Source organism: Anaeropeptidivorans aminofermentans (genome assembly GCF_940670685.1).
Classification (GTDB): domain Bacteria; phylum Bacillota; class Clostridia; order Lachnospirales; family UBA5962; genus Anaeropeptidivorans; species Anaeropeptidivorans aminofermentans.
On sequence record NZ_OW711693.1, the window covers coordinates 1,032,748 to 1,058,694 of the forward strand.

18 protein-coding genes are annotated in these 25,947 nt (G+C 45.6%); 12 read left to right on the forward strand and 6 right to left on the reverse strand.

Going from position 1 to position 25,947, the window contains the following annotated elements; translation table 11 throughout:
- Positions 1 to 590 precede the first annotated feature (590 nt).
- Complete coding sequence (locus NBX03_RS15930) at positions 591 to 1,043, reverse strand: hypothetical protein (RefSeq protein ID WP_323373258.1); 453 nt, start codon at positions 1,041 to 1,043, stop codon at positions 591 to 593.
- Between the two features lie 95 nt (positions 1,044 to 1,138).
- Here NBX03_RS15930 and NBX03_RS15935 point away from each other — a divergent pair, with 95 nt between their 5' ends.
- On the forward strand, positions 1,139 to 2,017 hold the full coding sequence (locus NBX03_RS15935) for a collagen-like domain-containing protein (protein ID WP_323373259.1): 879 nt from the start codon (positions 1,139 to 1,141) through the stop codon (positions 2,015 to 2,017).
- 164 nt (positions 2,018 to 2,181) lie between these two features.
- Here NBX03_RS15935 and NBX03_RS04265 read toward each other — a convergent pair whose 3' ends face one another.
- Genes NBX03_RS04265 through NBX03_RS04275 form a run of 3 tightly spaced genes read right to left on the reverse strand, consistent with a single transcriptional unit; the run spans position 2,182 to position 5,693 of the window.
- Positions 2,182 to 4,293 carry a CotH kinase family protein gene (locus NBX03_RS04265; protein WP_250229517.1) on the reverse strand — a complete coding sequence of 704 codons (2,112 nt, stop codon included), beginning with the start codon at positions 4,291 to 4,293 and terminating at the stop codon, positions 2,182 to 2,184.
- 10 nt (positions 4,294 to 4,303) lie between these two features.
- A complete protein-coding gene (locus tag NBX03_RS04270; protein WP_250229518.1) occupies positions 4,304 to 4,975 on the reverse strand; it encodes a DUF4956 domain-containing protein in 672 nt (223 codons plus the stop codon).
- 43 nt (positions 4,976 to 5,018) lie between these two features.
- On the reverse strand, positions 5,019 to 5,693 hold the full coding sequence (locus tag NBX03_RS04275) for a polyphosphate polymerase domain-containing protein (protein ID WP_250229519.1): 675 nt from the start codon (positions 5,691 to 5,693) through the stop codon (positions 5,019 to 5,021).
- A gap of 199 nt (positions 5,694 to 5,892) precedes the next feature.
- Here NBX03_RS04275 and NBX03_RS04280 point away from each other — a divergent pair, with 199 nt between their 5' ends.
- The 3 genes from NBX03_RS04280 (at position 5,893) to tnpA (ending at position 8,439) form a co-directional block, all read left to right on the forward strand.
- The gene (locus NBX03_RS04280; protein ID WP_250229520.1) at positions 5,893 to 6,570 is read left to right on the forward strand and encodes a response regulator transcription factor; all 678 of its coding nucleotides are present in this window, start codon (positions 5,893 to 5,895) and stop codon (positions 6,568 to 6,570) included.
- A complete protein-coding gene (locus NBX03_RS04285; RefSeq protein ID WP_250229521.1) occupies positions 6,563 to 7,789 on the forward strand; it encodes a sensor histidine kinase in 1,227 nt (408 codons plus the stop codon). Before NBX03_RS04280 ends, NBX03_RS04285 begins: the two co-directional genes overlap by 8 nt.
- A 176-nt stretch (positions 7,790 to 7,965) precedes the next feature.
- Positions 7,966 to 8,439 carry an IS200/IS605 family transposase gene (gene tnpA, locus NBX03_RS04290; protein WP_250227316.1) on the forward strand — a complete coding sequence of 158 codons (474 nt, stop codon included), beginning with the start codon at positions 7,966 to 7,968 and terminating at the stop codon, positions 8,437 to 8,439.
- A gap of 133 nt (positions 8,440 to 8,572) precedes the next feature.
- Here the strand turns inward: tnpA and NBX03_RS04295 are convergent, their stop codons facing one another.
- Together NBX03_RS04295 and NBX03_RS04300 are read right to left on the reverse strand one after the other, a co-directional pair.
- Entirely contained in the window at positions 8,573 to 9,052 is a 480-nt protein-coding gene (locus tag NBX03_RS04295) for a pyridoxamine 5'-phosphate oxidase family protein (RefSeq protein ID WP_250229522.1), read from the reverse strand.
- 1,310 nt (positions 9,053 to 10,362) lie between these two features.
- Positions 10,363 to 10,569: an SseB family protein gene (locus NBX03_RS04300; RefSeq protein WP_250229523.1), complete on the reverse strand. Its 207-nt coding sequence runs from the start codon at positions 10,567 to 10,569 to the stop codon at positions 10,363 to 10,365.
- A gap of 485 nt (positions 10,570 to 11,054) precedes the next feature.
- On the opposite strand from NBX03_RS04300, the gene glgB reads away from it, so the two are divergent.
- The 8 genes from glgB to NBX03_RS04340 are packed head-to-tail and all read left to right on the forward strand — an operon-like array spanning position 11,055 to position 25,823.
- The gene (gene glgB, locus NBX03_RS04305) at positions 11,055 to 12,977 is read left to right on the forward strand and encodes a 1,4-alpha-glucan branching protein GlgB (RefSeq protein WP_250229524.1); all 1,923 of its coding nucleotides are present in this window, start codon (positions 11,055 to 11,057) and stop codon (positions 12,975 to 12,977) included.
- A gap of 41 nt (positions 12,978 to 13,018) precedes the next feature.
- Positions 13,019 to 15,412, forward strand: coding sequence for a glycogen/starch/alpha-glucan phosphorylase (locus tag NBX03_RS04310; protein ID WP_250230220.1), 2,394 nt, complete (start codon positions 13,019 to 13,021; stop codon positions 15,410 to 15,412).
- Positions 15,409 to 16,554 carry a glucose-1-phosphate adenylyltransferase gene (locus NBX03_RS04315; protein ID WP_250229525.1) on the forward strand — a complete coding sequence of 382 codons (1,146 nt, stop codon included), beginning with the start codon at positions 15,409 to 15,411 and terminating at the stop codon, positions 16,552 to 16,554. Before NBX03_RS04310 ends, NBX03_RS04315 begins: the two co-directional genes overlap by 4 nt.
- Before the next feature lie 2 nt (positions 16,555 to 16,556).
- Positions 16,557 to 17,678: a glucose-1-phosphate adenylyltransferase subunit GlgD gene (glgD, locus tag NBX03_RS04320; RefSeq protein ID WP_250229526.1), complete on the forward strand. Its 1,122-nt coding sequence runs from the start codon at positions 16,557 to 16,559 to the stop codon at positions 17,676 to 17,678.
- Positions 17,678 to 19,147: a glycogen synthase GlgA gene (gene glgA / locus NBX03_RS04325; protein ID WP_250229527.1), complete on the forward strand. Its 1,470-nt coding sequence runs from the start codon at positions 17,678 to 17,680 to the stop codon at positions 19,145 to 19,147. Before glgD ends, glgA begins: the two co-directional genes overlap by 1 nt.
- Positions 19,148 to 22,390: a 4-alpha-glucanotransferase gene (gene malQ, locus NBX03_RS04330; protein ID WP_250229528.1), complete on the forward strand. Its 3,243-nt coding sequence runs from the start codon at positions 19,148 to 19,150 to the stop codon at positions 22,388 to 22,390.
- An 8-nt stretch (positions 22,391 to 22,398) separates the two neighbouring features.
- Positions 22,399 to 24,048 carry a glucose-6-phosphate isomerase gene (locus NBX03_RS04335; RefSeq protein WP_250229529.1) on the forward strand — a complete coding sequence of 550 codons (1,650 nt, stop codon included), beginning with the start codon at positions 22,399 to 22,401 and terminating at the stop codon, positions 24,046 to 24,048.
- Positions 24,012 to 25,823: a phospho-sugar mutase gene (locus NBX03_RS04340; RefSeq protein WP_250229530.1), complete on the forward strand. Its 1,812-nt coding sequence runs from the start codon at positions 24,012 to 24,014 to the stop codon at positions 25,821 to 25,823. Before NBX03_RS04335 ends, NBX03_RS04340 begins: the two co-directional genes overlap by 37 nt.
- The last annotated feature ends 124 nt before the right edge of the window (positions 25,824 to 25,947 follow it).

The window sequence follows — 25,947 nt, forward strand, 5'->3', positions numbered from 1 at the left end:
TCAAGGTTTACAAGGAGTGCAAGGAGATACTGGTCCAACCGGACCTCAGGGCTTACAGGGAGATACTGGCCCTACAGGTCCTCAAGGTTTACAGGGGATCCAAGGGGATACCGGCCCTACAGGTCCTCAAGGTTTACAGGGGATCCAAGGGGATACCGGACCTACTGGTCCCCAAGGTCTACAGGGAATCCAAGGGGATATGGGCCCAACCGGATCTCAAGGCCTGCAAGGAATTCAGGGAGACACAGGCCCCACAGGCCCTCAAGGACTACAAGGCATTCAAGGAGAAATAGGTCCTACTGGTCCTCAAGGTTTACAAGGAATTCAAGGGGATACTGGCCCCGCAGGTCCTGAAGGATTACAGGGGATTCAAGGAGATACAGGCTCAATCGGTCCTACTGGAGCTACCGGACCGACCGGACCGACCGGAGTGTTAGACCCTGGTGAGTTCCTGTTCACAGTTATAGGGCCTACAGGAAGTGCTTCTGTTAGATATGAAGATAATGTTATTTTTGAATCTTCAACACTTGAGATCATAGTAACCCCTGGCTCTGCCATTGTTACAATAGAGAATCCTGATATAACAGGCCCTACAGGTCCCCAAGGCCTACAAGGAATCCAAGGGGATACTGGTCCCACGGGCCCACAAGGTTTACAGGGAATCCAAGGGGATACCGGCCCCACCGGCCCTCAAGGTTTACAAGGCATTCAAGGAGAAACAGGTCCGACTGGTCCACAAGGTTTACAGGGAATCCAAGGGGATACCGGCCCCACCGGCCCTCAAGGTTTGCAAGGAGTGCTAGGAGATACGGGTCCCTCTGGTCCTGAAGGCCTGCAAGGAATCCAAGGAGATACCGGTCCCACCGGCCCTCAAGGTTTACAAGGAATCCAAGGGGATACAGGCCCCACCGGCCCTCAAGGCCTACAAGGAATTCAAGGGGATACAGGCCCCACCGGCCCTCAAGGTTTACAAGGAATCCAAGGGGATACAGGCCCCACCGGCCCTCAAGGCCTACAAGGAATTCAAGGGGATACAGGCCCAACCGGCCCTCAAGGCCTACAAGGGGATACAGGTCCCACAGGTCTCGAAGGCTTGCAAGGAATTCAAGGAGACACGGGCCCCACCGGATCTCAAGGTTTGCAAGGAATTCAAGGAGACACGGGCCCCACCGGATCTCAAGGTTTACAAGGAATCCAAGGAGATACAGGCCCCACAGGTCCTCAAGGTCTACAGGGAATACAAGGGGATACGGGCCCTACAGGCCCTCAAGGCCTGCAAGGAATACAAGGAGATACGGGTCCTACAGGCCCCCAAGGCCTGCAAGGAATCCAAGGAGATACTGGCCCTACAGGCCCTCAAGGCCTACAAGGAATCCAAGGAGAAACAGGTCCTACAGGTCCCACGGGACCACAAGGTCTTCAAGGAGATACCGGCCCCACGGGTCCTGAAGGCTTACAAGGAATCCAAGGAGATACGGGCCCTACCGGCCCTGAAGGTTTACAAGGAATCCAAGGAGATACAGGTCCAACAGGTCCCAATTATGCGGCAGATAGTTTTTCTGCATTTAAGGGTGCTTTAAACATTTCAGGAAGCACGCAGATTACTAACTGGACGATTACAAGTCCATATTATGGAAGTGATGCTTTTGATGCATCTACTGGAAACTATACGGTTCCTACTACAGGAAGATATTCCATTAAAGCGACTATCGGATATTCTACTTCCACAGCGATAACAGGTTCTATAGGATCATCAAATCCGGCTTTCAGGGTTACAAGAACGTTGCCCACCAGTACTGATTTAGTAAGCGGATTATTTCCTTTATTAAATGTAAATATAATTGCCTTAAATTTAAGGGCTATTTTGGGAAGCGGAACTGTTACTTTAGCTGGAGATGTAAGTTTAAATTCGGGAGACGTGATAGGGCTTTACTATGCTTCCGACGGCCTGACGCTAACCTTAAATTTAGGTGGCAGTAACGGGGGAATGCTCTGGTCAATTCATAGAATTTCATAATTTTTGAATATTTGCAAAGCAAAAAGGCTTTCCTAGGTGAAAGCCTTTTTGTTTTACTCAAATATTTATATTGAAATGTACTTATATTCAAGTAACCGGATTGGAGCCTTATAAATAGTAAGCAATAATTTTATATTATATTTTTTAGTATTTGCTGTAAAAGGTTAAAACCTCTTATATTTGACTACAAATAAACTTCCCGCTACCAATAGAATAATGGATCCTGAGAACATAATTATTGCACTGAAGTCTGAGGAAGAATCATTTTCAGAAACTGCATTTTGAAAATTTCCTCCAGGCATATTTTGACCTCTGGTAAAACCGCCTTGCCCTTGCATATTCGGCGGGCCCCCTCTAAAAGATTGCTCGGATTGCATATTGTTTGTGCCATTATTGCCTTCAGTATTAGGAACTTCCGGCAGATTATTAGTTTCCGCTTCGGAAGGCAGTTGAGTATCTTTTGCTGTTTCCTTAGAAGAAAGGCTAGTATTTTCGTTTATTGCAGGATTGCTTTTCTGCTGTATTGCGGCCGCTTCTACAGACTGATCTTCTGCCGGCAGGAGAGGGGAGGCTTCTCCCATAAACGGAGTAGATTTTTCTTCTGATGAAGGTGTTTGATTATCTGAAGGAAAAGTGCTTACCGGCAATTCTTCAGTTTTTTCATTAGTTTTTCCATTTGAAATTAAGTTAATGTTTTTTGCCCCTGTTTCAGTGCCGATTTCAGTGTTTTGGGATAAACCGCCTATTAAGCTTGTATTTGAATTATTTTCATCTTGGGTATTAAAAGTATTCGATATATTTTCTAAATTATTTTGCCGGAAGTTTTCTCCAGATTGCATATTTCCGAACCCTCCCATGGAGCCCATAGCGGACATGGATAGATGGTCGGCATTGATTAAGGAATCCGGATTTTCGGACTGGCCTTCTGAGGTGGAGGGGATGGTTCCGTTTAGCTGATTCATAATACTTTCGGCTCTTAGAAGGCAGAATTCTTTTAAAGCTTCGGTTCCTTCTTCAAATGCCTCAAAGGTATAGAAAGCGGTAGGGTCATTTTTTACATAATCGGATATTAAATTCACCGCTCTGTCATATTCTTCCTGAAATTTCCCGTTTTCAAAGTAATCGGAGATAAATTCTTTAAAATATTCATGGTAAAGCGCCATATATTCGGTATTTTCAAGAAGCTTTCCTAAAAGGGGCCGTTCTTCAAGGGTTGTTCCCGATAGGGGTGTGTCTATAGGGAAGTTTACCATTTGAGTGGCGCTTGAACTGCTTCCTGAACCGCCTCTTCCTCCCGCAAAGGATCCGAAGGCAAGATTGTAGTCCCAGGGAATCATGGAAATTTTCCCATCAACTTCATAAAGGTAGTAATTATGAAGCATATTTCCTGTGTAGCTGTCAAAATTAAGTACAAAATTATGCACCACGAAATATTTAAGTACAGATTCAATATCTACGGCAGTTTCAAGGTCCTCGCCGGAATTCAGTATCTTTAGAGATTCTATAAGCCGCTCCTTGTCGTTTTGGCTTGGATCATTTAAAACTGCTCCGTCCCAGATGGTGTTATAGTTTTCCGAATTATCGTCTGTATATTGAAGAGAAGCGCTGTTGTCACGGCTGCTGCTTCTGGCGGCATCACTGAAATTACCCATTTGCATATTGTCAGGCTTATAAAGAGTGCCGGAGATGTTTCCGTAGGTTCGCTCTATAAAAGCCTCTTCTACAGCTTCTACGGCAAGATAAAGCCCAAAATCCTCACCGTTTACGCTTATGTTTACGAAACTGCTTAAAGGGGCGGCAATGCCGATTTCATTCATCATGTGATAAGAAAGATAATCCTTTAAATAAGTACTGTCCTGTATAATATTATTAAGGGAAAGCTTATCAAGCCCATAATAAGACATATTGCCATCATAATGGTCAAATTCTATTTTAAAGCTGTACCTGTCGGAATCCATAGATGCCACGGAAGATAATGATGAATTTCCTTTTGTTCTGATTGCGACGTTTTTATAAGCTTCTCCGTCTATTACGATATTGCATTGAACATATTCTTTATCTCTGGGATTTTCAAGGATACTGTTCCAGTCCTTTTCATCTATGACAATATCCAGAGAATGCACTGATGTGTCATCAAAAAGCTTATTTACGTAGGGGGCGTCGTTTTGAGCCGCCTGAATGCCAAAATAAGAACCGTTCATGAAAAGAATCGTAATTACAAGAGCCAGTACGCAGGCGATGATGCTTATTTTGTCTATATATTTATTTCGAATCATGTTGCGCCTCCTAACTCATATAATCTCCGTTGTAGCCGACAAGTATTGCGTTTGATACGCCGTTAAGCTCAATAAGCCTGTGAATAAAAGATGTGTCGCTGTTTTTAAGCCTTACTTCTATTGTAAGCTCAACGCCGTTTTGAGAGACTCCTGTGCTTTTTACAATACTTTTTCCGACGTTTTCTTCGATGATTTTTCTTGCGGATTGTTCGCTTTCTTTGTCATGGCAGTTTACAATGACAATATAAGGCGCGTCGTTTACTTTTTTATTTACAAATATTACGAGAATTATACCTATAAATACGCTTCCGAATACAGCCAGGGGAATAAGCCCCGCCGCAAGAACGATTCCTACGGCTATGGACCAGAAAAGGAAAACGATATCAAGTGGATCTTTAATTGCCGTTCGGAAACGAACAATGGAAAGTGCGCCGACCATACCGAGAGAAAGAACAATATTGCTTGTTACTGCAAGAATTACTAAAGTAGTAATCATTGTAAGGGCAATTAATGAAACGCCGAAGCCTGAAGAATAAAGAATGCCTTTAAATGTTCTTTTATACACAAAAAATATGAAAAGCCCAAGGGCAAAGGATAGTATAATGGCAATGCTCATATCTATAATGGAAACGGCGGTTACGTTTTCAAGAAAGCTGGATTTAAAAATATCATTAAATGTCATAATAATTCCTCCTATATTAAATTACACAAAATCTGAAAATGCTTTACCCGTATATACGGCATGCGGCGTACTTTGAAAATGCCGAAGCATGGCGGTTATTTAACTGAATAAGCTTTAAAATATGGTCGGGTATAAATTCATCATATTTTGCTTCAAGAATTGCCGCAGGTTCTCCGGGGGTCACTAAAGGAATATCAAAGTCAAAAAGCTTATTTGAAAATATTCCCGTTTTAAGCTCCGTGTCAAAGGTGATGCGGATATTTCCCGGTTTATAAATATAAGCTTCCCGTTTATACTGCACTATGGTTCTGGGTCTTAAAAGCTCATTTTGCATTTTTACATAGAGTTCTTTTACAAGGGGCTTTTCTATAGTTTTTATTTTTGTAAAATTACATTGTATAATTGCTTCTGCCTCTTTAAAGCTGAGTTCTTCGCTCAGTTTATTATTCAGACTTTTTCTTTTGCTTTTTTTCTCAAGGCGGATATAGTTTTTATCGTGGTTATATAGACGCAGGCGGAATTTTTCCCGTATGTCAAGGCCGTCTATTTTTTCTCTTAAGGCCTTATCCGAGGGCGTGTCAAAATATAAGCTGCGTATAATATACATACCGTTTTCATCGCCGTGGGGGTCAATATCCATAATATATTTAAGCCTGTTTCTTAAAATATAGTAATCCGCCATATTGACCCTATGTTTAAGTTCGTGACGGTAAATCATTTTAATTCTCCTTTACATAAATTTTACTTTGGGGAAATAATAAACTATGGTCCTTAAATCAGGCTTAATAGGTATATGAAATAAACGTGAACAATGTTAAAATTTTATGAGATGCTTTTTCAGCTCCATTTAAGCTATATAAGATATTATAAAACAGACGGTATAAGCTTGTTTTATATTCATAAGGAAGCGGTGAATTATGAGAATATTAATCATTGAAGACGAAAAGCGTCTTGCCGATACATTGGCGGATATTATAATGCAGAATAATTATATTGCAGATGTGTCCTATAATGGAGAAGAAGGCTATGATAATGCCATGAGCGGCATATATGATGCAATTATTTTAGATGTTATGCTGCCTAAAATGAACGGATACGATGTTTTGAAAGGAATGAGGGAAAACGGAAACAATACTCCCGTCCTCATGCTTACGGCGAAATCAGAGCTTGAAGACAAAGTAAAAGGGTTGGACTTAGGCTCCGATTATTATCTTACAAAGCCCTTTGAGACTGCGGAATTTCTTGCATGCTTACGAGCCATTATAAGAAGAAAGACGGATATAAGGCCAGAGGTCCTCGCTTTTTCAGACATATCCCTTAACCCTGCTACTGCCGAGCTAAGCTGCAACGGAAGAACCGTAAGGCTGCGGGCGAAAGAGCTTGAGATTTTAAGGCTTTTAATGGAAAATCCCGATAATCTTATTCCAAAAGAAACCTTGCAGCTTAAAGCATGGGGATATGATTCAGAAGCGGAAGGCAATGTAGTTGAAGTATATATGACCTTTTTAAGAAAAAAGCTTCTACATGTAAAATCCAAAGTAAAAATAAGCTCTGTGAGGTTCCTTGGATACCGTTTGGAGGCCGGCCATGATTAAAGCATTAAGAATAAAGTTCGTAGCGATTATGATGAGTATGGTTACGCTGATTCTTCTTGCTATATTTGTTACTATGCTTGTGATTACTCAAAATAATATAGAAAGAAACAGTAAAGATGCCCTTCGTCAGTCTCTTTCGGGAAGAAAAATACCTGGCATAGGGAAAATCCCAGAAAGAGGGCCTTATGAACCGCCCCACGAAATCCGTTCACCGGCAATCGTATTGGAATATTCAGAAGGAAAATATAAGCTTATTTCCAATCAGATGTATTACGTTAATGAAGAGGAATTGGAAGAGGTGGCCTCTGTTGTTCTTGAAAGCGCCGAAGACTATGGGATTTTAAAGGAATACAGCCTGCGCTTTATGAAGCGAAATAATGAAGGCTCTACCATGATAGCTCTTGCAGATACCTCTATAGAAATGGGGATTATAAGAAATCTCGCAATAAATTCTTTTTTAATCGGTATATCGGCTTTCATTATATTTTTTATACTAAGCATATTTTTTGCAAGATGGGCCATAAAGCCCGTTGAGGAAGCATGGAACCGCCAAAAGAAATTTATTGCAGATGCTTCCCATGAGCTTAAAACACCTCTTACGGTAATACTTTCAAATGCTGACATGCTTGCAAACGGCAAAGGCCTTATTTCCGAAAAAGATAACGGCAGGCTTGAAAACATTCAGGTAGAGGGCATAAGAATGAAGCGGCTTATTGAAAATATGCTTACCCTTGCAAAGGCGGATTATGTAGAGAAAACGACAGAGTTCACTTCTGTAATGCTAAATGACGTAGTTATGGACAGCGTTCTTTTATATGAGTCTGCAATTTATGACGATGGGAAATTTCTTGAATATGATATAGATGAAGACATAAAAGTAGAAGGGAATAAAGAAAAACTGAGACAGCTCATAGATATTTTATTGGATAATGCCAATAAATACACAGAAAAGGGAAGAAAAATAAAGGTAAGGCTCAATAGGATAAAAAATACGGTCCTTCTTTCGGTAAATAATGAAGGCGAGCCTATTCCTCAAGAAGAACTTGAAAATATTTTCAGAAGATTTACACGCCTTGATGAATCCCGGTCAAATCATGGAGGCTTTGGCCTTGGCCTTTCCATAGCAAAGGCCATCGTCGATGAGCACAGAGGGAAAATCTGGGCCGAAAGCGCCAAGGAAAATGGCAATACGTTTTTTGTTCTTTTAAACCTAAAGTAGAAATTCAAATAAAAAAGGCATGGATATCCATGCCTTTTTTCTATTTGTATCTCATACAATAAACCACCTGCTATGCAGGTGGAGGGAAAATGCTTTAGCTTCAAGAAAAATACCCCCTGTGATAAAATAAAGTGGGTTTGCCAACCACAATTATTAGATCATAGGAGGTGTGTCCGATGGACAAAAATAGTTTATCACATACAACCTGGGAATGTAAATATCATCTGGTATTTGCTCCAAAGTATCGAAGACAAATAATTTATGGAAGATTAAAGGCGGATATAGGAAAGATACTTAGAGAATTATGTGAAAGAAAAGGTATAGAAATAATAGAAGCAGAATGTTGTAGTGACCATATACACATGTTAGTCAGAATACCACCTAAATATAGTGTATCAGAGATAATGGGATATTTGAAAGGAAAGAGTTCTTTAATAATATTCGATAGACATGCAAATTTAAAATATAAATATGGGAATAGACATTTCTGGTGTAGAGGATATTATGTTGATACAGTAGGTAAAAATGCGAAAAAAATAGAAGAATACATTAGAAATCAAATACAAGAAGATAAAGTAGCAGATCAAATTTCATTGTTAGAATATATTGACCCGTTTACGGGGGAGCCAGTGAAAGGAAATAAAAAATAAACCGCTTTAGCGGTTATTGGGAAGTAAATGCGGTTGGCAAACCGCTTCGATGCGTCCTCAGACGCATGCCAGTAAGAGCCCCTTATAGGGGCAGAGCAAACTACCGGCTAAGCCGGTAGTTATGATTGATTTTTTAAACTTTTTTCTTCTTTGCCTTTCCTGTAATATGGTCTATTGTTATGGCGCATATGGCGGTTCTTTGCATAGAGCCTTCAATTGCTTTATCTGCCATATCCATATATTCAGGAAGGTATTTTTCAGCAAGCTTTAAAAGAACCTCTGTCTTTTTGTCCATATCATCAATGATACGGGCTTTGCCGAAAACTACGACGCTTTCAAAATATGTAGTGAAGTTATTGTCATATACGGGCTGGGTTTTTCCTACGACACTAAAGCAAACCTTTTCTTCATGCTTTATATTGTCCAGCTTTTGACCTGAAAGGGCACAATGAAAAAATATCTCATTTTCTATTACAACATAAGACAGCGGAACAACATAGGGCTGATTATCTTTGTCAACTGTTGCCAGAAAGCCGTATTCCCCGTTGAGTAATATTTCCATGGTTTCTTCTTTGGAAATCTGTCTGTCGCTTCTTCTCATATTTTGATACATGACACCCCTCCTGTAATATATACTAAGCCAACGTAAAATTATATAAGTGCAAGGTTATAAATCATTTTCAAATTCACGACCTCTTATGACTAAGAGCTTTGCTTTCAAATTTGTTAGCCATATAAATATATCAGAGGGGAATGATATTTGTCAATAATTCTTGTATTATTGCGAAAAGGCACGAACTTAGGAAGTGACAGTCTTAATTTGTGAAGCAAACTGAAATTTTATTTTGCATAGAGTTAATTTGCTTTTATGACTTTGTAAGTATGCCCGGCTTTGGCGGGTATAAGATAAGGGGAAAGCAAATGAATTATGCTACTACTTCACATGAATTAAAGTATGGCTTAATAAGACAGTAATCTATATTTTTTATGGGTTTATTGTAAAATATAGATAAAAGAGAAAAATAAAAAACCACCTGTCAGGCGGTTTCTAAAATTGCGGAAGCAGATTTGAACCTGCGACCTTCGGATTATGAGTTGTAGATTATTTTTTCGGATATTCCTAAGATGTTAAAAAATGTCTTATTTACTGGTTTTTTCAATATGCTGCATATATATTTATGGCAGCTGCTCTAGCCATAACCTGTTTGATAACTTAGCTTTTCTGCCTGCTTTCTTTCCGACACGCTTTCCTTTTCTGGAAGAGAGGGGAGCGCTAGGGGAACTATAGGCTTCTCTTGCATATCGAGAGGGCGAAGTGAGAAGAAAACCGCCCGTAGGCGATATTAAAACTCAAAACCCATATGGTGTTTTGAGTTAAATAAATCGTGGAAAAATTTTTTTATTTTAGATTAAAGCAGTACCTTACTGAAAATACTTTCAAATTTCCCATTATGTTTAAACAAAGCATATTATTTTTGTTGAATTACTGAATTATAGAATAAGTTGTTTTTCCAATCTGTAATGAATAATCTATTCATATACTAAAGCAGTAATATAAATACGCCAATAGTTTATATGTGAAATTACAATGTGGAAGGCTGATCGAACTGCATTAAAGGTGATACTTATTTTTACGCTTTTTGAATGCTTTAGTTCTAACTTCAAGAATGCCGCAAATATGCTGCTGGATACCTTGCTTATTAAGTATATCCTTTTTGATAGCACCATCAGGCTTAAAGAAGGGTAATCATTTTCGACAGAGCCCGGAGCGGTACTCGAATCTTCTTGATTTTTCCAGAGTCTATTCCATCTTGATTACCAAAACAGCGTTTAGCAGCTTGTACAAGGAAAGGGCGGCCCGGTTCGCCTCGCAGAAAGATTTCTTTCTGCCGCCCTGATCATACTGCGCCAAAGGCCGTTTAATTACACAGGCTGAACCTCTTTATCGAACACTTCAGCGCTTGTAAAAAGAGGAATAAAGCGCTGCCTTTGCTCATTTTCTGCCAGATGCCAAAATTTAATACGAATATCTCCGCCTATAGAAAATGAATCTCCTGCTCTTAACGTATCTGGATTCCCTATATATTTGAACATTTCTTTCGGCATTTCAACCGGAATATGCATTTGCATATTATTTTTAGCCCAGCTTGAATAGTATTGAATATAGGTTTCGGAAACGCATTGTCTGCGCCGTAGTACCTATTAAAATTCATCTTTCAAATTCTTTCGCATATTTATCTGTGCTCATAGAAGTCTCCTTTAATGTATAAGAATTATAATACGAATGATTACCATATGATTTAATTTAAGTGTAGACAGAAGTATTTCTCGTATATTCACAATAAAAACATGACAGGAATTAGCACAATTAATTAATGATTAAATCGATTTTGTTGTTAAAATTTAATGTAAGTGCATAAAGTGTATATAAGACTAATGTAAATTATAACGGTTTATAAGGATTTAGAGGTTTAGTTTTTGGGAAATATTGACATAAAAATCTGAAAAATGCTACAATGTAAGGGAAGGGAAATCCCGCTCTCCGCTGATAAAATAATTTTGTCAACAGAGGGTATATAAGGCTTAAGTACCGAAAGGCTAAAGGGGGTAGAAAGATGGACCATACTTATTTAACAAAGGAAGAAAAGTTTCTCTTTAGGGAGGGAACCTGGTATCGGAGCTTTGATAGGTTAGGCGCACACCCGGCATGCAAAGACGGTTGTGACGGCTATGAATTTGCAGTTTGGGCGCCGGGGGCGAAGGCCGTTTACGTAATGGGAACTTTTAACGAGTGGAATCAGAAAGAGTTTTCTATGCATCAGGATGTGTCCTGCGGGGTATGGCACTTATTTGTTTCGGGAGTGTGCAAAGGGGACCTATACAAATTTGTCATTGAAACGGAAACGGGAGCGCTTCTTTACAAAGCAGATCCCTATGCCTTTTATACGGAAAAGATACCGGGGAATTCCTCGCGGATTGAGGATATAGACGGATACAAATGGCAGGATGCTCTCTGGCTTGCACGCCGGAAGAAAAACGGCCATATGAACCGGCCTCTTAATATTTATGAGGTACACCTTGGCTCCTGGAAGCGCCATGAAGATGGAAGCTACTACACCTATGAGGAGCTGGCGGAGGAGTTGATTCCCTATGCGGTGAGGATGGGATACACCCATCTGGAGCTGATGCCGGTGATGGAACATCCTTATGACGGCTCTTGGGGATATCAGATAACAGGATACTATGCACCTACCTCCAGATTCGGTGGGCCCAAAGATTTTATGGCCTTTGTGGATAAATGCCATGGGGCAGGTTTGGGGGTAATTCTGGACTGGGTTCCGGGGCACTTCTGCAGAGATGCCCACGGTCTGGGTGCTTTTGTGGGGGATAAGCTCTTTGAAAAGGGCGACCACCAACAGTGGGGCACCTATAAGTTTGACTTTGGCAGGGGAGAAGTCCGTTCCTTCCTCATTTCCAACCTGCTTTTCTGGCTGGAAAAATATCATGGAGACGGCATCCGGGTGGATGGCGTTACCAGCATGCTTTACTTGAACTTTGGCATAGAGGACACAAATCTGAAGGAATACAATCAATATGGAAAGGAAGAGAATCTGGAGGCCATCGAATTTTTAAAAGCGGCCAACAAAGCAGCTGCCCAGTGGTTTCCCGACGTGATGATGATTGCCGAAGAGAGTACGGCTTGGCCATTGGTCACCTACCCGCCGGCGGATGGGGGCCTGGGCTTTCATTATAAATGGGATATGGGATGGATGAATGACACGCTCCGCTTCATGAAAACAGACTTTCCTTTTCGGCCGGGAAATCACGGACTTCTGACCTTTTCCATGATGTATGCCTTCAATGAAAACTTTATTCTGCCCCTTTCTCATGATGAGGTGGTTCACGGGAAGTGCTCTTTGATTGTCCGCATGCCGGGGGATTACTGGCGGCAGTTTGCGGGCCTGCGCCTGCTGGCGATGTATCAGATTTGCCATCCGGGCGCTAAACTGAACTTCATGGGAAATGAGATTGGGCAGTTTATTGAATGGCGGGACTATGAGGGAATCGAGTGGTTTTTGACCGGTTACGAAGCCCATCAAAAGCACCAATATTTTATAGAAGCGCTGAATGGGCTCTATAAGGAAGAAAAGGCCTTATGGCAGAAGAGCTACTCATGGGAAGGCTTTCGCTGGCTGGATGCAGACAATGACAAACAATCCATATTGTCCTTTATACGGCATGGCAAAAAACCGGCAGATGATCTTATTGTGCTTCTGAATTTCAGACCAGATACATATACTGATTATCGCCTTGGCGTGACGAGAAAGGGTACATACAAGGAGATTTTTAATTCCGACCATGTAAAATACGGCGGCTCAGGGAATATAAACGGGGATTTTATAGAGAGTGAAGCCCTTCCCTGGCATGGGATGAACCACTCCGTAAGGATAAGTGTTCCGCCTATCGGTGGGGTTATCCTGAAAAGATGCGGAAAAATGCACAATAAGAGCGATGGCGGGCAGGAGGAAAAAGGATGATTTTTACCGACAAACAAGATTTTATCAACCAATACAGAGAGATGATTATAAATGATTTCAGCAGAGATTTTGAGCAATGCAGCGATAAGGAACGCTACTTGACGCTGGTCCGGCTGATTGCAGCGAAGGCGAAAATAAAGCAGGACCTGTTCGCAGAGGAAGGTTCCTGCATGGACAGGAAAACAATCTATTACTTTTCCATGGAGTTTCTCGTTGGTAGGCTTTTGGACAGCTACTTGGTCAATTTTGGCGTGAAGGCGCTTGTTGCAGAGTCAATTTTAGACATGGGCGCCAATCTGGAGACCCTCTATCAACAGGAACGGGATCCGGGGCTGGGAAACGGCGGTTTAGGAAGGCTGGCGGCATGTTTTTTGGACGCCATGGCTTCCATGGGCATACATGGCCATGGAAATGGCATAAGGTATAGATATGGACTTTTTGAGCAAGCCATAGAAAACGGAAAGCAAGTGGAGAAAGCGGACAATTGGATGGAAATCGGTTATCCCTGGGAGGTTCGTAACCCCGGTAAATCTGTGGTGGTCCAGTTCGGCGGACATGTGACCCGCCATGAGGAGGAAGGAAACTTCCGGTACTCCTGGGACGGCGGCGAGCGGGTGCTTGCGGTGCCCTACGATGTGCCTGTGGTGGGCTACGGCGGCGAGTCCGTCAACAATCTTCGGCTGTGGGACGTGGAACCCATCGATGAAAAGTTTGACATGGATGCCTTTAACAGCGGTGATTACAGCGGCGCTTTAAAACATCGCTCCGAAGTGGAGGCCATTACCTGTATCCTTTACCCAAAAGACAACAGCGAGACGGGCAGGATACTGCGGCTGAAGCAGGAATACTTTTTTGTGGCAGCGGGAATGGAGAATATTGTCCGGTCCTTTAAAAAGAATTATGGTTCGGATTGGAGCCGGTTTACGGAGCTTGTGGGCATCCATACCAACGACACCCATCCGGCCTTGTGTGCGCCGGAGCTTCTCAGAATCCTCATCGATAGGGAGGGCCTGGATTGGGATAAGGCCTGGGAGCTGGTGACGGGGAGCATCTCCTTTACAAACCATACGGTGCTGCCGGAGGCCCTTGAAAAATGGCCCATAGATATGTTCAGGGCATTGCTGCCGAGAATATATGACTTTGTGGAAGAGATTGACCGCAGATATCGGGAATCCTTCCCCAGAGATGTGGAAAACTGGCAGGAACTTTTAAAAAACACCGCGATTCTATGGGACGGTCAGGTGCGTATGGCGAACCTCTCCATCATTGCAGGGCATTCGGTAAACGGTGTAGCGGAGCTTCATACAGAGATTCTTAAAAAAGACGTATTTAGAGAGTTTTACACCATGACGCCGGAAAAATTCCGAAACATGACAAACGGCGTGGATCACCGCAGGTTTTTGCTGGAGTCAAACCCGCCTTTGAGCCGCCTAATCACCTCTGCCATAGGGGGCGAGTGGGTACGGGAGGCTAATCAGCTCAGAAAGCTGGAAGCCTTTAAGGAGGATGGCGAATTCTTGAAAAAGCTCGGGGAGGCCAAGCGGGAAAATAAGGTGCGCCTTTCGCGGTATATCATGGAACGCTGTGGTGTAGCGGTGAGTCCGGACTCGATTTTTGATATTCAGGTGAAGCGGTTTCATGCTTATAAGCGACAGCTTCTCAACGTTTTCAAGATTATGGATCTTTATAATCGCATTCTTGACGATCCAGGTTTTGAAATACATCCCACCGTCTTTATTTTCGCAGGAAAGGCAGCCCAAGGGTATGATTTTGCAAAAGACGTGATAAGGCTCATAAACGCTGTGGCCAAGACGGTCAACGACGACCTCCGGGTGAAGGAAATGATTAAGGTTGTATTTATCCCCAACTTTTCCGTTTCCAACGGACAGCTTATCTACCCGGCAGCGGATATCAGCGAACAGATATCAACGGCAGGCAAGGAGGCTTCGGGGACGGGCAACATGAAGTTTATGTTTAACGGCGCGGTGACTTTGGGCACGCTGGACGGTGCCAACGTGGAAATCAACCGGCTTGTAGGCGAGGAGAACATCCGGATATTCGGTCTTCGCGCCGAGGATATAGAGCGGATGAGAAAGGACGGCAGCTATTTTGCCTGGGATGAATACAGCAATGACAACCGGATTAAAAGGGTGGTGGACCAGCTTGCCGACGGCAGCTACGCAGCCCTTTCAGGAGGCTTTAATGGCATATACGACGCGCTTTTGCGTAACAATGACGAGTTTTTTGTTCTAAAAGATTTTAGGGATTATATAGATAGCTGGCATAGGCTGGAAAGGCTTTACAGTGATTCCTCGGCTTGGAACAAAGTTTCTTTGCATAATACTGCCAGGGCAGGGTTTTTCTCCAGCGACAGGACGGTGGGGGATTATGCAAGAGAAATATGGCGTATACAAAGGAGGGATGAGCATATATGAAAAAGAAAGAATGCGTAGCTATGCTGCTGGCCGGCGGACAAGGAAGCCGGTTGGGCGCATTAACAAAAAACATAGCAAAGCCGGCGGTTTCCTTTGGCGGCAAGTACAGAATTATCGACTTTTCTCTGTCAAACTGCGGGAATTCACACATTGATACCGTTGGCGTTCTGACGCAGTATCGCCCTTTTCGGTTGAATTCCTACATAGGCAACGGAGAAGAATGGGATTTGGCGGAATCAGACGGTGGGGCATTTATCCTACCGCCCTATGCCACAGAAAAAGGCGGAGAGTGGTATAAAGGCACAGCGGATGCCATCTACCAGAATTTAGACTTTATAGAGGCGTATAACCCGGAATATGTGCTCATATTGTCCGGTGACCACCTCTATAAGATGGATTACCGGAATATGCTCGAGACTCATAAGAAGAACCAAGCCGACTTGACGATATCGGTGATGCAGGTTCCTATAGAGGAGGCAAGCCGTTTCGGCATTATTACGGCCCAGGAGGACGGGCGCATCGTAAAATTTACGGAGAAGCCCAAGGAGCCGGATTCTACCCTTGCTTCCATGGGCTTCTACATATTTAACAAGTCCCTGCTGAAGGAAGCTTTGGAGAAGGATGGCAAAGATAAAAATTCCAGCCATGATTTCGGAAAAGACGTGATACCGGCTCTTCTGAATGCGGGGCGCAGAATTTTCTGCCACGAGTTCTCCGGCTACTGGAAGGATGTGGGCACCATATTGAGCTATTATGAAACCAGCATGGAGCTTTTGGATCCGTCGCCGGAGTTTGACCTTTTCAGCAAAGACTTTCCGGTGATGAGCAATTCTAACATTCAGCCGCCTCACTATATCGGCCCTGACGCATCGGTTACGGAGAGCCTTGTGAGCAATGGGAGCCGGGTGCTGGGCAGAGTAAACCACTCTATCATGAGCACCGACAGCTTTGTGGGGGAAGGTGCCGAAGTGACGGATTCAGTGCTGCTTCCCGGTGCCACAGTCCATTCAGGTGCTAAGGTGACAAGAGTAATTTTGGGTGAAAATGCAGTGGTGGAAGCAAATGTCATTCTGGGCGGCGGAAAGCCGGATTCGGATATCGTCGTTGTGGGAGATGATGAAATCATTAAACTGGAGGGGTAATTATGGATAGAGTAATAGGCCTTATTGCAGCAAATTATAGCACGGAAAAACTGGGGAAGCTTACATCAGAGCGTACAGTCGCCTCCTTGCCGTATGGAGGCCGTTACCGGCTAATCGATTTTCCGCTTTCCAATATGTTTAATGCAGGCATAAAAGCCGTCGGGGTGCTTATGCCATACAAGTACCGCTCCATCCTCGACCATATCGGTGCAGGCAAGGAGTGGTCTCTGGACAGAAAAAACGGCGGGCTTTTTGTACTGCCAGGGTCGGTTTTCGGCATATCCCATTCCGAGACTCGCTTTCTGCTGCGAGATGTGGAGCGCAACAAGATATTTTTGACCAGAAGCCCTTCTCCTTATGTGATCGTGGCAGCCACCAATACGGTATGCAATATGGATTACGCCGAGCTTTCTGCGGCCCATCAGAAAAGCGGTGCAGATATTACTATGGTTTGCAGATATGCCCATAAGGATGAACCTTATGCCACGGCACTGCATACCGACGGTGATAGGGTAATGGGCATCAGCCATGGTGCGAAAGCTGGCGGCAAGGCATTTTTGGATTGTTTTATCATAAATCGTCAACTGCTGATGAAAATACTGGAATGGTACAGCGCCGTTAATTATCTGGACCTCTTCGATGCACTGTCGGATGATTATGATAAGCTGGACGTGAGAACCTATGAGTTCGACGGGTATGCACAGCATATTTACGATACCGAGTCCTATTATCGAAGCAGTATGGACCTTTTGGATGAAAAGGTTAGCGATGAGCTGTTTTCAAGAAACCGCCCCATTTTGACAAAGGTTCAGGATACGGTGCCCACAAAGTACATACAGGGGGCGGAAGTGAAAAATTCCCTTGTTTCGGCGGGGTGCATCATCGGCGGCACAGTGGAAGGAAGCGTTCTTTTCAGGGGCGTTCGGATTGAGGGCGGCGCCGTGGTGAAAAACTGCATCATCATGCAGTCCTGTACCATCGGCCGGGGGGCCTATTTGGAGAATGCCATCATCGACAGGAGCAATATTATTTCTGCCGGTATGGTCATCAAAGGCTCATCTGAAAATACCTTTGTGAAAGAAAAAAGCGAGATAAAAGAAAATGCTATTACAGGGGTGGTGTAATGACGGAGAAATTAAACGTACTCTATGCGGCTTTTGAGGCTGTCCCCTTCATTAAGACAGGGGGGCTTGGTGATGTGGCCGGAACGCTGCCGGGAGCCTTGAAAAAGGCCGGATATGATGTACGGGTTATATTGCCTAAGCTTCAGTCTATCCCACAGACTTATCGTGATGAGATGGCGCGGGTGATAGAATTTCAAATGCCTTTGGGATGGCGAAATTCCTTTTGCGGGATTGATAAGCTGGAACAAGGCGGCATCACCTATTACTTTATTGAAAACGAATATTATTTCATGCGGGAAAATCCCTACGGTTATTATGATGACGGCGAACGGATTGCGTTCTTTTCCAAGGCGGTGACGGAAAGTCTGCTGCATTTGCCCGACTTTAAATGCGACATCTTGCACTGCAATGACTGGCATACGGCTCTCAGCCCTGTCTTTTTGCGAGAATTTTATAAGGGTATTCCCTTGTATGATGAGGTAAAGACGGTGTTTACCGTCCACAATATAAAATTCCAGGGACAATATTCAGACTTCATGCTTGGTGACGTGCTGGGCTTTTCGGGTATCCCTGCCGCAGAAGACCAGCTTCGTATCGGAGACGGCGCCATCAATTATATGAAGGGGGCTCTTTTATACAGCGATGTTTTAACGACGGTGAGCCCTTCCTATGCAGAGGAGCTGAAAGATCCCTTTTACGGCGAAGGGCTGGACGGATTGTTTCGTCACCGGGGGACGGTTTTTTCGGGAATTATGAACGGAATTGATACAGAGGTGTATAACCCGAAGACCGATGAGATGATTGAGGCAAACTTCTCCTTAGAAGATTTATCGGGCAAGGCGCAGTGTAAGGCTGCCCTTCAAAAGGAGCTTGGCTTGGAAGAAGATGCGGAACTTCCTCTCGTGGTGATGATTGGCAGACTGACGGAGCAAAAGGGGCTGGAGCTTGTGAAGCGAGTTCTTCCGGAAATCCTTTCTGCCGGTGTGCAGATGGCTGTGCTGGGCACGGGGGACCGACCCTATGAGGAGATGCTGCGGCATGTTGAGCTGGAGCATCCGGGCAGGTTTTCGGCGCAAATATGCTTTGACGAAGAATTGTCCCACAGGATGTATGCCGGGGCGGATATGCTTTTGATGCCGTCTCTTTTCGAGCCTTGCGGCCTTGCCCAAATGATCGCCATGGCTTACGGAACTCTTCCTGTGGTTCGGGAGACCGGCGGTCTCAGAGACAGCGTAATACTTTATAATAAGGAAACCGGCGAAGGGAACGGCTTCAGCTTCCGAAATTATAATGCTCATGAGATGATGTTTACCCTTTTAAACGGTGCAGATGTTTTTAAAAATAATAAGGCGGACTGGAATAAGCTCATCATACAAGCCATGAGAGCGGACTTTAGCTGGGGCAAGGCAGCGGAACAGTACCGGTGCATCTATGAGAACCTGCACCGCGGGTTTAAAGAGGAGTTGTAGATGAGAGCATATCATAACACCCGGAAGACAGAATACCGGCAGCCTTATGGTGCCGTCAAGGTAGGAGAAACAATTTCTTTATCCTTGGACGTTTTTGACGGGGCGGAGACGGAATGCACCTGCAGGCTGTGGGTGGATGGCAAGGGGGAAACGCTGGTGCCCATGGAAAGAAAAGCGATAGGGGCCGGCATCCGGTTTTCCTGTGCTGTCGCTTTGGCGGAGCCGGGTATTCTCTGGTACAGCTTCATCTTAAACAGCCAAGGCACAGCCCGAAGATACGGCGCCCTGGCGGGCCGGGTTGGCGGAGAAGGCCGCCTTTATGAGGAGGAGCCGCCTTCTTTTCAGATTACGGTTTATAAGGAAAGAAAAATACCGGACTGGTATAAAAAAGCCATCGTGTATCAGATCTTCCCCGACCGGTTTGCCCGGGGCACGGATTTCCGGCAGCGGGCAGAAAAGGCCTTAAGTGCGGAAAGGAAGGGGCCCAAGAGAGTGCTTTGCGAAGACTGGTATGCGAAGCCCCAGTATGAAAAGGATAAAAACGGACGTATTCAAACCTGGGACTTTTACGGCGGAACCTTGTCCGGCATTGAAGAAAGGCTAAGCTATTTAAAAGAGCTGGGAGTGACAGCCCTGTATTTAAACCCGATTTTCCAAGGGGCCAGCAACCACCGTTACGATACCGGTGATTATTTAATGATTGATACGCTGTTGGGAGAAAACGAAGATTTCAGAAAATTGTGCGATGCGGCAGCCGATATGGGCATCTCCATTATTCTGGATGGGGTGTTCAACCATACGGGCTGTGACAGCAGATATTTTAACAAATACGGAAACTATCCCGAAGCAGGCGCTTTTCAAAGGGCGGATTCTCCTTACCGGGAATGGTACCGCATCAAAGACGGGGCTTACAGCTCCTGGTGGGGAGTGGATGACCTGCCGGAGGTAAATGAAAACAGCCCTTCTTACCGGGAATTCATCTACGGCGGAGGCGATAGTGTGGTGCGCCGGTGGCTTCGGGAGGGCGGCCGAGGCTGGCGGCTGGACGTGGCCGATGAACTGCCGGATGATTTTATCGCTGAATTAAAGGGCGCCATGCTGGAAACCAAAGAGGACAGCATACTGATCGGCGAGGTATGGGAGGACGCATCAAACAAAATCAGCTACGGGAAATTAAGGCGGTATCTTCTGGGAGAAGAGCTTGACAGCGTGATGAACTATCCCCTCCGGGACGCTTTTCTGGATTTCATCGCAGGAAAAGCCTCAGGGGAAGACCTTTGCGAAAATCTTGAAAGCTTACGGGAGAATTATCCCCCCGAAGCCTTTTATGCAACGCTGAACCTGATGGGAAGCCATGACAGGGTACGGCTTTTAACCGTTTTGGGCAACGCCCCTTCCGAGGCGTCTCTTTCGGAAGAGGAGCGCGTCAATTATGAGCTTTCAACCGCCCAGCGAGATTTGGCAAAGGCCAGATTATGGCTTGTGGTTCTGTGCCAGATGACTTTGCCGGATGTGCCCTGTATCTATTACGGCGACGAGGCAGGACTGGAAGGGTATTCGGACCCTTGCAACCGGGCAGGTTTTCCTTGGGGGCGAGAGGACCGCGATGTAGAGACTATTTATAGAAATGCCATTTCCCTCCGAAAAAGCTTCGGCTTCTTTACCGAAGGCTCTTTAGAACTTTTTTACAGCGGGGCGGATGTCTTCGGATTTACCCGTTTGGGGGAAGATGGGGAGGGTGCCGTGGTCCTGGTCAACAAGAGTATTTCGGAAAATCATACCGTGAGATTTCCGCTTAGGGGCGAGAAATGTTTTGAACTGACCAGCGGACAGCGGATAGAAAGATACGGAGAAAGCGCAGAGATAACCCTTCCGCCTTTGGGCTCGGCAGTGGTGTATTTCACCGGCAAACCGGGATTCGGAAAGTCCTTTGAGCGGGGCAGCGGCGTGCTTTGCCATGTGACCAGCCTGCCTAAAGAAGGGGGCCGGGGTACTTTTGGAAAGCCGGCGGAGAAATTTGTGGATTTTTTACAGGCGGCAGGCCAGAAGTATTGGCAGATACTTCCCCTCAATCCCACAGATCCATACGGCTCCCCTTATGCAGGGATTTCGGCCTTTGCAGGCAATACAGCGCTGCTCGATACGGAGGGCAAAGCCTTGCGTCAATTGTTTGAAAGCCATACCCAAAAGGAGGAATTTCTTAATTTTTGTCACAAAAATCAAAAGTGGCTGGATAAATATGCTGTCTTTATGGCCTTACAGAATCAGTTTTGCGGTTTAAAATGGCAGAAATGGCCGAAAGAATACCGGCGATACAGTCCTAAGCTGAAGGAGGAACCAACTCTTCGGGAAGAGGTGCTTTACTATAAATATGGGCAGTTTGAATTTTTTCGTCAATGGCAAAAGCTGCGGCGGTATGCAAGGGAAAAAGGCATCCGAATCATCGGGGATCTCCCCATGTACGTTTCCGAGGATTCGGCGGATGTTTGGGCGAATCAAGAGAAATTCTGCCTGGATACAGCAGGGTATAAGCGAGAGGAAGCAGGGGTGCCGCCGGATTATTTCTCTGCTCAGGGGCAGCTTTGGGGCAATCCTTTGTACGATTGGAGAGTCATGGAGAAAAAGGGTTATGCCTGGTGGATTCACCGCCTGGCTTGGGCTTTTGAACTCTATGATTATGTGAGGCTGGATCATTTTCGGGGGTTTGAATCCTTCTGGGCAGTGCCGAAGGGGAAGAAAGCCGCCGAAGGAAGATGGCTTTACGGGCCCGGTGCAGTGCTTTTTGAGATGGCCGAGAAAGAGCTGGGTTCCCTTCCCGTGCTGGCGGAGGATTTGGGAAGCATCACGCCGGGAGTGCGCGCCTTGGCAGCGAAATGCGGTTTCGTGGGAACCGAAGTGATGCAGTTCTACGACGGCGACCCACGAAAGGGATATGTTCCGCCGGAAGGTAAGGCGGTCTACACAGGCACCCATGACAATCAGACTTTGCTAAACTGGTGCAAGGACAGATATCCGGAAGAAGAACCTGAGAAAATGGCGGCAGAGCTTATGCTTCGTGCCATGGAAAGCAGCGCAGATCTAGTCATATTACCTCTTCAGGATGTGCTGGGACTGGACGATACCGCAAGGATGAACACGCCGGGGACGGTGGAGGAAAACTGGATGTGGCAGGCAGAACCGGCTGATTTTGACGGGGCAGCAAAGAGGCTTTCAGAACTGACAAAGTGTACTGGAAGGAGCTGATGTATGAAATGGAAGGATTGAAGAGATTAAAAGATTCCCTTTATTATTCCCCAAAGACGCGCTTGATGCTGGACTGGAGCGGAATGGGGCTCACAGACAGCTATTTTGATGAGATGAGAGAGAAACTGGCCGGAGCTTTTGAAGCCATGGACCGGCTGGAAAAGGGCGCCATAGCAAACCCAAGTGAAGAGCGGATGGTCGGCCACTATTGGCTCCGCAATGCGGAAATGGCACCTGATGAGAAGGTGGCGGAAAGCATAAGGGATAACCTCTCACATATACAAAGCTTTACGAAAAAGATACATGGCGGAGAGCTGCAAAATGAGTCTGGCAGCCGATTCAAAAATATCATCGTGGCAGGGATGGGCGGCAGCAGTCTGGGAACGGCTTTTGTGTATCATACGCTGCCGTGCCGAAGTCGGAAAATGAAGCTTTACTTCATGGATAACACGGACCCGGATGGTATGGATAATATCTTCGATGCGGTTGCGGCCGAGCTGGATGCCACCATGATTCTCATCATTTCCAAGAGTGGGAAAACGGTGGAGACAAGAAACTGCATGGAAGAAGCAAGGGTTTTCTATGAACGTCACGGCCTTTGCTTCTCAAAACATGCCGTTAGCATAAGCGAAAGAGACAACCTGCTGGACGCTATGGCTGCGGAGGAGAATTGGCTTGACCGCTTCTTCCTATGGGACTGGGTAGGGGGCAGAACCTCGGTGATGTCTGCCGTGGGACTTTTGCCCCTGTCTCTTGTAGGGGTTGATACCATGGCGCTGCTGCAGGGAGCCGCGGAATGCGACCAACTGACCCGAAGCCGCAGTCCCCGGAACAATCCGGCGGCGCTGATGGCCTTATCCTGGTATAGGTGCAGCGGCGGCAGGGGAAAAGAGACAATGGTTGTTCTGCCCTATAAGGATTCTCTCGAGCTTTTTGCAAAGCATCTGCAACAGCTTGTGATGGAATCTTTGGGCAAGGAGCATGATCTCTCCGGCCATGTGGTACATCAAGGTCTTACTGTTATCGGGAATAAGGGTTCTTCCGACCAGCATTCTTACGTACAGCAGCTTGTGGCCGGAGAAGACAATTATTTTGTGACCTTCGTTGAAGTTCTCCGGGATAGGGAAGGAGAATCCCCTGTTTTGAGCGATGGAAGCACCAGCGGTGCGTTCCTGCAGGCGTTCCTGCTGGGTACAAAAAAGGCCCTGGAAGCGCAGGGGCACAGAACCATGACCATCACCATACCAGCAGTAACGCCTTATTATGTCGGAGCGCTGATTGCTCTTTTCGAAAGGGCCGTAGGATTTTACGCAAGCCTTATAAATGTAAATGCCTATGACCAGCCGGCGGTGGAGCAGGGTAAAAATGCAGCCAATGGACTCATTGCATTGAGAAATGCAGCCAGAAAATACCTTTCCGATAAAAGCGGTCAATTCATGACCGCCGAAGAAATCGCCGAGACTCTCAGTGCCAGAGCCGACGAGGTTTTTCGGCTGATGCTCCATCTTGCCGTCAATGACCCTCAGGTTATCATGCGGGAGGAAAAGCAGCTTTGGGAAAGCACTTTTGCATTCAGAGAAGATAATTTAAGTTACATAGAAACCAGAGAGGGGGAAAGCCCATGGGGAACTTTAGAGCTTTACTCCAAGAATGGCTGAACCAGCCGCATTTGGACGAAGCGTTAAGAGAAGAACTTCTGGCCCTTACCGGTGAAAAGGAAATAGAGGACCGGTTTTACAGGGATTTGGAATTTGGCACCGGCGGTCTGCGGGGCCTTCTTGGACCAGGAACCAACCGGATGAATATCTACACGGTAAGGAGAACCAGCCAGGGATTTGCAGATTATATAAACGCCCATTACGGCAAGGGCAGCGAAGGCTATAAGGGTCGGAACCCCGCCATTGCCATCGCTTACGACAGCCGGAAAAATTCCCGGCTTTTTGCTCTGGAGGCAGCCTGCGTCTTTGCCGCCAACGAGATTAAAGCATATATTTATCCGGAGCTGATGCCGACGCCGGCTTTATCCTTTGCGGTTCGCCATTACGGCTGCGGCGGTGTAATGATAACCGCCAGCCACAATCCGGCCCAGTATAACGGTTATAAGGTATACAATGAAGAAGGCTGCCAACTGACCTTGGAGGCTGCGGAAGAGGTTTTGAACTTCATCAATGAGATTCATATTTTTGAGGATGTAAAAACCATCAGCACGGACCTTGACTTGACCTTGGAAGAGCGGCTTGCTATGGCCTTGGCCCTTTCCGATGATAGCGGCGTTCCGCTGATAGAGGTGATTCCTGATGCGGTGATACAGGCCTACATGGATGCTGTTTATGGGGAGCGAATGGGTGTGACGGGTTGTGACGCTCTTTCGGTGGTCTATACGCCGCTGAACGGTACCGGCTATAAGCCTGTTACCGCCATTCTCAAAAGAATCGGCGTAAAAAAGGTCGCTTTGGTAGAGGAACAGCAATACCCCGATGAAACCTTCCGAACCTGCCCTTACCCGAATCCGGAAAAAATGGAGGCCTTAGCCCTGGGCCTCGGTCTGTGCAAAAGACTTGGTGAAGAAGGGGAGGCGCCGGATTTGCTGATTGCCACGGATCCGGACTGTGACCGGATAGGGGTTGCGGTTCGTCACTATAGAGAGGATTTTATGCGGCTTTCCGGCAATGAGATAGGTATTTTGCTGCTGGATTTTATTTGTCAGCGCAAGGCGCCTATGCCTGAAAACCCCCTTTTTATCAAGACCATTGTCTCAAGTTCCATGGCGGAGCCCGTGGCTAAGGCGTATGGGGTGGAGGTACAGAATGTCCTCACCGGATTTAAGTTTATCGGAGAGCAGATTGGTTTCATGGAAAAGGTTGGCATGGGAAAGCGCTTTATCTTCGGCTTTGAGGAAAGTTGCGGCTACCTGGCCGGCACCTACGTGCGGGATAAGGACGGCGTTGTAGCTGCCATGCTTCTCTGCGAAGCCGCAGCTTATTATAAGGCAATGGGTAAAACCCTGGTTGACAGATTGACGGAGCTCTATGACCAATACGGTTATTATATAAATGATTTGATGGAGTTTGAATTCCCCGGTGCCGTGGGCATGCAAAAAATGACAGAACTTCTGGCGGCCTTGAGGGCAGAGGCCCCCTTAGAGATTGCAGGAAAAAAGGTGATTCAGATTGCCGATTACCTCCTTTCCAAGAGGCGGATTGTTCCTGAGGAAAACGGCTGCGTATTATCCCCAGAGACTCTTCCCATTTCACTGCCAAAATCCGACGTGCTGGAATATGTGCTGGAGGGGGATTCCAATGTCATCATCAGGCCCTCGGGAACAGAGCCCAAGCTGAAGGTATACCTTTCCGCAAAGGGAGAGACAAAGACGGCAGGCTTGGAAATAATCGAAGCCATCAAGAGGGATTTGGACGCTCTCTTGCGTCCATAGGCGAGGGTTGTAAGATGCTTTACACACATGGCATGAGGCGAATTAGGAAGGCCATAATTGACTCTCGTCGGACCAATATCGCCATGAGAGAATCGTAACTTATCTGTCTCCATATGGTATAAGG

Coding starts and splice junctions, on each gene's coding strand:
- NBX03_RS04265 (WP_250229517.1), bottom strand. CDS start 4,293: ATGATTCGAAATAAATATATAGACAAAATAAGCATCATCGCCTGCGTA.
- NBX03_RS04270 (WP_250229518.1), bottom strand. CDS start 4,975: ATGACATTTAATGATATTTTTAAATCCAGCTTTCTTGAAAACGTAACC.
- NBX03_RS04275 (WP_250229519.1), bottom strand. CDS start 5,693: ATGATTTACCGTCACGAACTTAAACATAGGGTCAATATGGCGGATTAC.
- NBX03_RS04280 (WP_250229520.1), top strand. CDS start 5,893: ATGAGAATATTAATCATTGAAGACGAAAAGCGTCTTGCCGATACATTG.
- NBX03_RS04285 (WP_250229521.1), top strand. CDS start 6,563: ATGATTAAAGCATTAAGAATAAAGTTCGTAGCGATTATGATGAGTATG.
- tnpA (WP_250227316.1), top strand. CDS start 7,966: ATGGACAAAAATAGTTTATCACATACAACCTGGGAATGTAAATATCAT.
- NBX03_RS04295 (WP_250229522.1), bottom strand. CDS start 9,052: ATGTATCAAAATATGAGAAGAAGCGACAGACAGATTTCCAAAGAAGAA.
- NBX03_RS04300 (WP_250229523.1), bottom strand. CDS start 10,569: ATGCAAATGCATATTCCGGTTGAAATGCCGAAAGAAATGTTCAAATAT.
- glgB (WP_250229524.1), top strand. CDS start 11,055: ATGGACCATACTTATTTAACAAAGGAAGAAAAGTTTCTCTTTAGGGAG.
- NBX03_RS04310 (WP_250230220.1), top strand. CDS start 13,019: ATGATTATAAATGATTTCAGCAGAGATTTTGAGCAATGCAGCGATAAG.
- NBX03_RS04315 (WP_250229525.1), top strand. CDS start 15,409: ATGAAAAAGAAAGAATGCGTAGCTATGCTGCTGGCCGGCGGACAAGGA.
- glgD (WP_250229526.1), top strand. CDS start 16,557: ATGGATAGAGTAATAGGCCTTATTGCAGCAAATTATAGCACGGAAAAA.
- glgA (WP_250229527.1), top strand. CDS start 17,678: ATGACGGAGAAATTAAACGTACTCTATGCGGCTTTTGAGGCTGTCCCC.
- malQ (WP_250229528.1), top strand. CDS start 19,148: ATGAGAGCATATCATAACACCCGGAAGACAGAATACCGGCAGCCTTAT.
- NBX03_RS04335 (WP_250229529.1), top strand. CDS start 22,399: ATGGAAGGATTGAAGAGATTAAAAGATTCCCTTTATTATTCCCCAAAG.
- NBX03_RS04340 (WP_250229530.1), top strand. CDS start 24,012: ATGGGGAACTTTAGAGCTTTACTCCAAGAATGGCTGAACCAGCCGCAT.